Source organism: Streptomyces sp. NPDC006265 (assembly GCF_040613555.1).
GTDB lineage: Bacteria > Actinomycetota > Actinomycetes > Streptomycetales > Streptomycetaceae > Streptomyces.
This window is the reverse complement of the sequence record NZ_JBEXSH010000322.1, coordinates 1-9,006: the sequence shown is the minus strand read 5'-3', so window position 1 is coordinate 9,006 and position 9,006 is coordinate 1. Positions and strand designations below refer to the sequence as shown.

General features: G+C 72.5%; 12 protein-coding genes and 1 pseudogene. 8 read left to right on the top strand and 5 right to left on the bottom strand.

The window, feature by feature from the left end; genetic code table 11:
• The first annotated feature begins 91 nt into the window (after window positions 1–91).
• On the top strand, window positions 92–943 hold the full coding sequence (locus tag ABZ281_RS24610; protein ID WP_356658719.1) for a CAP domain-containing protein: 852 nt from the start codon (window positions 92–94) through the stop codon (window positions 941–943).
• Between the two features lie 6 nt (window positions 944–949).
• Here the strand turns inward: ABZ281_RS24610 and ABZ281_RS24605 are convergent, their stop codons facing one another.
• The 3 genes from ABZ281_RS24605 to ABZ281_RS24595 all read right to left on the bottom strand — a co-directional run bounded on the left by ABZ281_RS24605 (window position 950) and on the right by ABZ281_RS24595 (window position 3,275).
• Window positions 950–2,275: a HAMP domain-containing sensor histidine kinase gene (locus ABZ281_RS24605; RefSeq protein ID WP_356658717.1), complete on the bottom strand. Its 1,326-nt coding sequence runs from the start codon at window positions 2,273–2,275 to the stop codon at window positions 950–952.
• On the bottom strand, window positions 2,272–2,961 hold the full coding sequence (locus tag ABZ281_RS24600; protein ID WP_298556982.1) for a response regulator transcription factor: 690 nt from the start codon (window positions 2,959–2,961) through the stop codon (window positions 2,272–2,274). Before ABZ281_RS24600 ends, ABZ281_RS24605 begins: the two co-directional genes overlap by 4 nt.
• Window positions 2,962–3,074: 113 nt before the next feature.
• Window positions 3,075–3,275, bottom strand: a complete 201-nt coding sequence (locus tag ABZ281_RS24595; RefSeq protein ID WP_356658715.1) for a hypothetical protein — start codon at window positions 3,273–3,275, stop codon at window positions 3,075–3,077.
• A gap of 79 nt (window positions 3,276–3,354) precedes the next feature.
• On the opposite strand from ABZ281_RS24595, the gene ABZ281_RS24590 reads away from it, so the two are divergent.
• Window positions 3,355–3,567, top strand: coding sequence for a hypothetical protein (locus tag ABZ281_RS24590; RefSeq protein WP_356658713.1), 213 nt, complete (start codon window positions 3,355–3,357; stop codon window positions 3,565–3,567).
• Window positions 3,568–3,614: 47 nt separating this feature from the next.
• A complete protein-coding gene (locus ABZ281_RS24585; protein WP_356658711.1) occupies window positions 3,615–3,764 on the top strand; it encodes a hypothetical protein in 150 nt (49 codons plus the stop codon).
• A 41-nt stretch (window positions 3,765–3,805) separates the two neighbouring features.
• On the opposite strand, the gene ABZ281_RS24580 is transcribed toward ABZ281_RS24585, so the two are convergent.
• Entirely contained in the window at window positions 3,806–4,771 is a 966-nt protein-coding gene (locus ABZ281_RS24580; RefSeq protein WP_356658709.1) for a pirin family protein, read from the bottom strand.
• Between the two features lie 134 nt (window positions 4,772–4,905).
• Between ABZ281_RS24580 and ABZ281_RS24575 the strand changes: the two genes are divergently transcribed.
• The 3 genes from ABZ281_RS24575 (at window position 4,906) to ABZ281_RS24565 (ending at window position 6,254) form a co-directional block, all read left to right on the top strand.
• Complete coding sequence (locus ABZ281_RS24575) at window positions 4,906–5,388, top strand: MarR family transcriptional regulator (RefSeq protein ID WP_356658707.1); 483 nt, start codon at window positions 4,906–4,908, stop codon at window positions 5,386–5,388.
• On the top strand, window positions 5,385–5,831 hold the full coding sequence (locus ABZ281_RS24570) for a MarR family winged helix-turn-helix transcriptional regulator (protein ID WP_356658705.1): 447 nt from the start codon (window positions 5,385–5,387) through the stop codon (window positions 5,829–5,831). The genes ABZ281_RS24575 and ABZ281_RS24570 overlap by 4 nt, the downstream gene beginning before the upstream one ends.
• Before the next feature lie 63 nt (window positions 5,832–5,894).
• On the top strand, window positions 5,895–6,254 hold the full coding sequence (locus tag ABZ281_RS24565) for a tetratricopeptide repeat protein (RefSeq protein WP_356658703.1): 360 nt from the start codon (window positions 5,895–5,897) through the stop codon (window positions 6,252–6,254).
• A gap of 65 nt (window positions 6,255–6,319) precedes the next feature.
• Here the strand turns inward: ABZ281_RS24565 and ABZ281_RS24560 are convergent, their stop codons facing one another.
• Window positions 6,320–7,723 (bottom strand): PepSY domain-containing protein, encoded by a 1,404-nt coding sequence (locus ABZ281_RS24560; RefSeq protein ID WP_356658701.1) that lies wholly within the window; start codon window positions 7,721–7,723, stop codon window positions 6,320–6,322.
• A gap of 154 nt (window positions 7,724–7,877) precedes the next feature.
• On the opposite strand from ABZ281_RS24560, the gene ABZ281_RS24555 reads away from it, so the two are divergent.
• Window positions 7,878–8,522: a peptide deformylase gene (locus tag ABZ281_RS24555; RefSeq protein WP_356658699.1), complete on the top strand. Its 645-nt coding sequence runs from the start codon at window positions 7,878–7,880 to the stop codon at window positions 8,520–8,522.
• Window positions 8,523–8,669: 147 nt separating this feature from the next.
• Window positions 8,670–9,006: pseudogene (locus tag ABZ281_RS24550) on the top strand (ATP-binding cassette domain-containing protein); the annotation flags it as partial.

Here is a 9,006-nt window from a genome sequence, read left to right as displayed (position 1 = left end):
GCCACCCCCCCCCCCCACCGGCCGGGGGCCGTGTAGGCCGCCCCCCGGACACGGGGCCGAGTCAGCCGACCGACAGACCGAGGTGTCCTGCATGGGTTCCCGCCGAGCCGCTCGCCCGTCCCGCTTCCGCGCCCGCCCCCGCAGTGGGCCGAAGACGCGCGGTCCCGCACTGGCCGTGGGGGTCGTCGCTGCGATAGCGGGCGTCGGGATCACCGTGGCCGTCGTCAGCGGCGAGGACGGCGACGCGTCGGACCGGGTGGTCGCGAACAGCACGGACAGGACGCCGGGCGCCGGGGACCCTTCCGGCAGTGCGGCGCCGCTCGCCTCTGCTTCGGCGAGCCCGAGCACCACGGCGAGCAGCTCGCCGAGCGCGAAGCCGAAGGGGAAGCGGAAGCAATCGGCGAGCCCCGCCCCCCGTGCACGGAAGACCACCGTCTCCGCGTCGAAGGCACCCGCGGGGACGACGGCGAAGAGCAGCGGCGGCGGGTCGGCGAGCGGTTCCGGCGGCACGCGGCCGGGCGGCACGGGATCGGCCTCCGGGCCGGGTTCCGAGTCCGGTGGCGGGACCGAGGCCCAGGTGCTCGCGCTGGTCAACAAGGAGCGGGCCGCGGCGGGCTGCTCGCCGGTCACGGCGAACGACCGGCTCACCCGGGCCGCCGACGACTACAGCGACGTCATGGCGAGCAGCGGCGTGATGTCCCACACCGGCCCCGACGGCTCGACGATGACGACCCGGGTCGAGGCCGCGGGGTACCTGTGGTCGACCCTGGGCGAGAACATAGCCCAGGGTCAGGGGGACGCAGCCTCGGTGATGAAGTCCTGGATGAACAGTCCCGGACACCGCGCGAACATACTCAACTGCTCCTTCAAGGAGCTGGGCGTGGGCGTCCACTTCGGCGACGGCGGCCCCTGGTGGACGCAGGACTTCGGCGCCGGTCGCTGACCCCGGTCACCGCCCCCCGCCGGCCCTGCCCGCGTCAGCCAGTACGAACGACACCCGCACCCGGGCGCCGCCCAATGGCGCCCGGGTGATGGTCAGTTCGCCGTCGGCCGCGCGGGACGCCCGGGCCACGATGTCCAGGCCCAGCCCCGTCGAACCTCCGACGCTCACACCGCGCGTGAGCGCTGCGTCGGGGTCCGCCACGCCCGGTCCCGCGTCGTCGACCGTGAGGAACACGTGACGATCCGCCCGCTGGACGCGCACGGCGAAGGCGGTGCCCTCCGGGGTGTGCCGGAAGACATTGCCGATCAGGGCATCGACGACGGCCGCGAGGTCGTCCTCGGGGAAGGCGACGGGCACCAATCGCGGCGTGAGGGAGCGCTCGTAGGGCCGTCCTTGCTTGGTGGCGAGGACCGACCAGAAGTCCAGACGCATGGCGACCACCTCGGCGACATCGCACGCCTTCGCCGCGCCGGCCGCCGCACGGGCCGACCGCGCCGACGCCAGCGGTGTACGGGCCGCGGCGATGATCGAGTCCAGTTCGCTCTCCAACTGGCCGGCCGCCTCCGCGACCCGCCGGGCGCTGGGCGTCGACCCCATCCGGTCGGCCTCCAGGTAGAGGGCGGTCAACGGGGTGCGCAGCCGGTGCGAGAGGTCGGCGACCAGCTCGCGTTCCACGGCGAGCAGGTCGAGGACGCGGTCGGCCATGGTGTTGAACGCCGCACCGGCCTCCTGCAGTTCGGGCGGGCCGTCAGGTTGGACACGCACGTCCAGGTCGCCGGAGCCGAGAGCCAGTGAGGCGCGCTTGAGACTGCGCGATGACCGGACGACTCGGGCGCCGAGCCGGTCGGCGACGAGTACCGAACCGCCGACCAGCCCCAGCGCGAGCAGCGCCATGACGCCCCAGGACGCGGCCACGCCCCGGGTGAGGTCTGCGGACGGCACGAAGGCTTCCACGACCGCGACCCGGTCGCCCTGCAGGACGACGGGCTGAAGGTAGACCCAGCCGCCGGCGGTGTCGACGGCCAGCGTCTCGCGCCCGCGCACGGCCCGGTCGAGTGCGTCCCGGGGCGCGTGCGGGGTGCCGACGAAGCCGCCGTCGGGCAGACGTACGACGAGCTGGTCGGAGGAACCGAGCTCGGCGACGGCCTGTTGCACGTCGGCGCGCCGGGTGGTGAGGGCGAGCACCGGAGACAGGGCGGACGCCTGCTGCTCGGCGGCCGTGGTGGCCCGATCCCGTACCTGTTCGCGCACGAGTAGGGCGAGGGGGATGAGGAAGGACAGAGCCACCATCGAGGTGACGGCCAGGGCGATCCCGGCGAGGGCACGTCTCATGGCGAGCTGACCAACTTGATGCCCAGGCCGCGAACCGTGCGCAGATAGCGGGGCTTTCGCGCCTTCTCGCCCATCTTGCGGCGGAGTGCGGAGAGGTGGACGTCGACCGTCTGGTCCTCGACGTACGGCTGCTGCCACACCTCGGCGAGTATGCGCTGCCGGGTGACGACCTGGTCTGCGTGGGCGGCGAGGTAGGCGAGCAGATCGAACTCTCGGCGGGTCAGGGGCAGTTCCCGGCCGGCCAGGTGCGCGGTGCGCGCGGTCGGGTCGATGCGCAGGTCTGCCACCTGCAGGACGGGCCGCCGGGCCGCAGTCACATCGGCGGGCACGGATCGGCGCAGCACGGCCGCGAGCCGGGCGGCGAGCTGGCCGCCGGAGAACGGCTTGACCAGGTAGTCGTCGGCCCCCGCGTTGAGCAGCCGGATGATCTCGCTCTCGTCGTCACGGGCGGTGGCGACCAGGACCGGCACGCGGGAAATGCCCCGGATCATGCGCAGCACGTCGAGGCCGTCGAGATCGGGCAGCCCCAAGTCCAGCACCACGATGTCCGGCGGGCTCTGGGTGATCTCGCGCAGCGCCTCGAAACCCTGGTGGGTGGTCCTGACCGCGTAGCCCTGCCCGGTCAAGACCTCGATCAGCGCGGCCCGGATGACGGGGTCGTCCTCGACGACAAGTACGGAGGCCATGAGCAGGCACGTTAGCCGGTCCGTCACTATGGTGTCGTGCCCCGCCTCCTGCGCTACCTGATCATATGGCTGGCCTGCACGGCAGCCAGTGTCACCGCTGTCATCCTCACGATTCACTTCGTGGTGGGGTCGACCCGGCCGACCGCGCCGGTCGCGCAGTCGGCGCCGAGTGAGCCCCTGAAGTCCCCGCGGCCCGGCCCCACCACCGCGAAGCCCTCCCCGAGTCCGTCGGCGAGCAGCCGCAGGCCCAGCCCGCCGCCCCGGAGCAGCGAGCCGGCGACCGATCCCAGCCCGACGCCCACGCCGACGCCCACCGGCCCCACCAGTACCCCGGGGGCGCCGACCGGCGCGGACGGCTCGGGGTGCCAGGAGGGCGGCGCCGGCGTCTACACGGTGTCGTCCGAGGGCGGCAAGGCCACCGTGCGGTTCGGCGACGACGCGGTGTGCCTGATCTCGGCGGTGCCGAACCGGGGGTTCACGGTGAGTACGAGCCGGACAGCGGCGCAGACGCTCACGGTGACGTTCTCGGCGAGCCGCCACCGGTCGGAGATCACCGCCACGATCCAGCCGCAGAGCCGGGCCGACGTCCGCGAGGTGTCGTGGTGACGCCCCCTTGAGCGACGTAGCCTGGTCGCCGGGCTCGTCCTGAAGAAGTGAGGACACCGGGCCTGCCCATCGCCCCCGGGCAGGGGTACGTCGCCTGCGACCGCTCCGGCTACCGGTACCGCATCGACCCCGGTCCGGCCATGTGCCCGGCCGTCGTCTGCTCTTCCAGGGCGGCGAAGGTGTCGCGGATCGCGTGATGCGGGGACACACCATGGCGTCCAGACCATCCGGCGTCAGGTCAGCGCACCCTTCCTCGCGGCTTCAAAGGAGTCGGCGGCAGCTCGGGGGCAGGCAGCGGAGCACCGTCGTATCCCTTCACCTCTCCGAATCTTGCCCCTTCCATCCAGTCCCACCGCGCCTGCTCGATCTCCCCCTGCGACCGTCCGATCCAGTTCCAGAACATGATCAGTTCCTCCTCGAACGGTTCACCGCCCAGGAGCATCAGGCCCGCGTCCGACTCGGCCCGCAGGGGGAGCTCGCTGCGGCCGCAGCCGAGGTAGAGCATGGAGCCGGGGAGGACGGGGACGCCGTCGACGTGGGCCTCGCCCGACATGGACAGCACGGCGTACTCGAAGTCCGGTTCCAGAGGGAGGCGTACGTCCGCGCCTCGGCTCAGGGCGAGGTCGGCGCCGACGATGGGGGTGTACGCCGTGCCGGGTGACGTCGCGCCGTCGAGGTCGCCGAGGATCAGCGTCGCCGTGACGCCGGGTGCCGTGACGACCGGCAGGTCGGCGTGGTGTTCGAAGCGCGGGTCGGTGTGGCGGTGCCCGTCGGGCAGCGCGACCCACAGCTGCGCGCCGTGCAGGAAGCGGGCGTGTGAGCGCGGGCTCTCCTCCGAGTGGCTGATGGCCCGGCCGGAGGTCATCAGGCCGAGTTCACGCGGGCGGATCGTCTGGAGGCTGCCCGTGGAGTCGCGGTGCAGCACCTCCCCCTCGTGCAGCCAGCTCACGGTCTGCAGACCCATGTGGGGATGCGGCGGCACCTGCATGCCGGGCTCGTCGGCGATGTCGTCGGGGCCGTAGTGGTCGACGAAGCACCATGCTCCGACCATGCGGCGGCCGAGATTGGGCAGCAGCCGGCGGACCTCGCTCGACTCGCCCAGCTTCACCCGGCGAGGGCTGAGGAGTTCACGCACCGGCTCCGCCACCACGAAGCCGCGGCCACCGCACAGGGAGGGGGCCGCCTCGCGCTCAAGATTGCTCATGGCGCACAACCTAGTCCGGCGCAGGGGCTTGCGTCAGCGTCACGTTCGGGCCGCGCCGTGAGCGTCCCGTCGGCCTCCCGTCGGCGTTCCCAAAATAGTAGCCATGTACATAGTAGCTATGTACTGTATTCAGCATGAGCAACGGTTCCGAGGGTGCGACGCCGGGCTTCCTGGTGTGGCGGCTGTCGATGAGGTGGCGGGTCGCGGTCGACCGTGCGGTGGCCCCGCTGGGACTCACCCACGCGCAGTACTCGCTGGTCGCGTCGCTGTACGGCATGCAGCGCTCCGGCGAACGGCCCAGCCAGCGCCGCCTCGCCGACCACACCGGACTCGAGCCGCTCTACGTGTCGAAGCTGGCCCGCGCACTGGAGTCCGCCGGTCACCTGGAGCGCGCCAGGGACCCCCGCGACCCGCGCGCGGTGCAGCTCGCCCTCACCGAGCAGGGCCGCGACGTCACCCGGCGGGCGGTCGAGGTCGTCCACGGGCTCCTCCAACAGTTCCTCGACCCGCTCGGCGGCCTCGGCAGTGCGCGTACCCGGGCCTTCATGGGCGAGTTGACGGCCCTGCTCGACGCGCCTCTTGATCCCTTCAGCGAGCACGAGACGGAGCAGTCATGAACACCAGCACTCCCCCGGTCGGCCCCCGCGACATCGCCCTGGCCCACTACGCCGGCCGCGCTCTCCTCGAACGTGTGCTGGCCCGGCACGGCGTCACCTTCCAGCAGTCCGTCACCCTCCGGCTCGCCGCCGTCGCCGACGGCCCGGTCGGGCGCGAGCAGCTCGTGGACGGTGTCACCGGCGCCCTGAAGATCGACGCGGCCGAGGTGCACCGCGTGCTCGATGAGCTGATCGCCGCGCAGTTGCTGACTCCGGACGGGTCGTCGGGAGTGCGGATCACGGACGCCGGGCGCGAGCTGTACGCCACCACCTCGAGCGAGACGGCACCCGTCACCGCCCGGATCTACGACGGCATCCCGGCGGAGGACCTGGCCGTGACGGGCCGGGTGCTGAGCCTCGTCACCGAGCGCGCCGGTGCCGAGCTGACGGCGCTGCGCCGATGAGCTCGACGAGGTAGTGGAATATCGAACCAACAGGTTCGGTTGTCGGCCTCGAAGGAGGCACGAGTGAACACCACCCAGGACACGACGTACTACGCCCAAGGAACTCCGGCCGAGCGCTGGGAGCGCGCGCAGCTGTTCTTCGACGCCAAGGACTACGCCGCCGCCGCGCGCGTCCTGGTCGGGCTCGTCGAGGAGGTGCCCGAGCAGACCGGGCCCCGGCTGCTCCTGGCACGCTCCTACTACCACTCGGCCCAACTGCGTCGCGCTGAGGCAGAGTTGCGGACGATCGTCGAGCGGGACCCCGTGGAGCACTACGCCCGGCTGATGCTCGGCCGCACCCTGCAGCGGCAGAGCCGGCACGAGGAGGCGGAGGCGCATCTGCGGATCGCCTCGGCGCTCGCGGGTGACTTCGAACAGCTCTGACCGCGCCGTACACGAGGGTGCCCGGCTCCCGGGGGAGCCGGGCACCCGTGTGCCTGAGGGGGCTGCTATCCGGCCGGTGTCCCGTACGACCGCCGCCCCCGCCGATAGGAGATCTCCCCCAGCAGGATATCGACGGCGAGGAAGGCCGCCAGCGGGATGCCGAACAGGGGCAGGAAATATCCGAGTACGGCGATGCCCGCCAGCAGCGGCACGGAGAGCTGCGGCGGGACCTGCTGCCAGGCGCCGCGCGGGATCGGACGGCCGAAGGCGGTGCCGCGGCCGCGCTGCCACCACATGCGGTAGCCCCACACGATCAGCAGGATCAGGGAGAGCGCCAGCAGCATCAGGGCGATCTGGTTGGCCAGGCCGAACAGGACGCCGGTGTGCAGGTCGATGCCCCACCGGGTGAGCTTCGCGAGGACCGGGTGGTCCGCGAACCGCAGGACATCGGTGACCTCGCCGCCGGCCGGGTCGATCGCGACGGCGTCCTGCTTGGAAGGCCAGCTGCGCTGCACCTGCTTCACGACGTACGCCGAGGTGGCGTCGGCGGGCGGCACGATCTCCACTGGATCGCCGAGCCCCTCGGCCCGCGCCGCCGCCAGGACCTTGTCCAGGCCCACGCCGTGTGCGGCCTCGCCCGCCTGCCCGGCGGCGGAGCCGTGGCCGGAGTGCTCACCGCCCGCGGCGGCCGACACCGACGGGGTGGCCTGGCCCAGCGAGGTCCGCAGCTCGGCGACGGTGGCCCCGGCATAGGCCGACCAGGTCAGACCGGTCGCCGAGAGGAAGAAGAACCCGGCCGCCGCCCATACGCCGACACTGCCGTGCAGTGCGAGGGTGCGGCGCCGCCCCTTCACCCCCCGCACCTTGCGCTGGGCGCGGCGGCGGGAGAACCACAGCGCCAGACCGCCCGCCGAGATGACCCACAGCCAGCTGGCCGCCAGCTCGCTGTACAGCCGCCCCGACTCCCCCAGGTGCAGGTCCCGGTGGAACTCGTCGATCCAGGTGCGCAGCGGCAGCGCACCGGTCGAGCCGTACTGTTCGAGCGAGCCGCGCACCGCGCCGGTGTACGGGTCGACGAACACGGCCAGCGCGTGGCCCTCGTCGACGCCCGGGACACCGGACAGCATCACCCTGGTCGTCGCGTCGGCCTCCGGTGAGGGGCGTACGGCCGAGACGGTGCCCTCGGGGTGTGCCTTGTGGGCGGCGGCCACCTGCTCGCTGATCGGCAGCTTCCGCTCGCCCACGGGGACGGTCAGTTCGTGGTCGTAGACGAGCTTCTCGGCCTGGAAGGACCCTGCGTACAGCAGGCCGGTGACGGCGGCGACGAGGAGGAACGGCGCCACCAGGACCCCGGCGTAGAAGTGCAGGCGGAAGATCAGTGGGCGCAGGGGTGCCCAGCTGTTCTTCGACGGCGCCGGGGCGGCTGGTCGCGGGGCCTCGTCCGTGGTGGTCGAGGGAGCGGTGGTCATCGGCAGGCTTCTCCGGGGGACGTTTTCAGGGCCGGTGCGGTGTGGGCGGTGGCCGTTGCGGTGCAGTAGTCGGGGCGGCGGGGCGTTCAGTTCCCGAAGAGCATGTGTGATGTGCGTCACGCGGGGGTGGGGGGTGCCGTGCCATCCTGGCGCGATGGGAACCTCGGACGATCACGCACCCCTGACCGAGCGGGTCGAGCAACTCCTCGACGGAGGTCTCCCGTTGGCCATGGTCGCGGCCGGCGACCCGGTGCTGCGGCAGGGCACCGAGCCGTACGACGGTCAGCTGGAGCCCGCGCTGCTGGCCCGGTTCGTCGAGGCCCTGCGGGTCACCATGCGCGCTGCGCCCGGGGTCGGTCTGGCGGCGCCGCAGGTCGGTGTGGAGCTCAGGATCGCGGTGATCGAGGATCCGGCGCCGGTGCCGGAGGAGGTGCGTCTCACGCGCGGGCGGGTGCCGCAGCCGTTCCGGGTGCTGGTCAATCCCGCCTACGAATCCGTCGGCGACCCGCGGGCCGCGTTCTTCGAGGGCTGCCTCAGCGTGCCGGGCTGGCAGGCGGTGGTGGTGCGGCACGCCGAGGTGCGGCTGACCGGGCAGGACGAGCACGGGCAGGCCCTGGACGAGGTGTTCGCGGGCTGGCCGGCACGGATCGTGCAGCACGAGACGGACCATCTCGACGGTGTCCTGTACCTGGACCGTGCCGAGTCGCGTTCACTGTCGTCCAACCAGGCGGTGGCGGAGCGCTGGGCCCAGCCGACACCGGAGGAGGCGGCGCGGGCACTCGGCTTCGAACTGCCGTAGCGCGCTGAGCCGCCCGGCCGAAAAGCCGGAGGCGCTCCCGGCGTCGTGCCCGTTACCGTGACCGCATGTCCACGCCCCGAATTTCCTAGCTGAGGACCCACTTCCACGCCACCCGTGTGCCCTCTTGCTTGTTCGGAGCGTTTCCTCATGATCACCGTTCGTGATGTCGACGTGCGCGCAGGTGCGCGTCTGCTGCTGTCCGGCGTCTCCTTCCACGTGTCCCCCGGCGACCGCATCGGCCTGGTCGGCCTCCCCCAAGCTCTCGGCTTCGCTCGAGCAGGGAGGTGCCCCCATCGGCGCCGGGAAGACGACCCTGTTGCACACCCTGGCGGGCGTCCTGCGGCCCGCCGCGGGCTCGGTCTCCCGCACGGCCGGCGTCGGGCATCTCCCCCAGGACTCCCGCGCCGCCGACCAGTCGGTCACCGTCACCGACCGGGAGGACCAGTGGGACGACGACTACCGGGAACTGGTGGTGCCGGGGCAC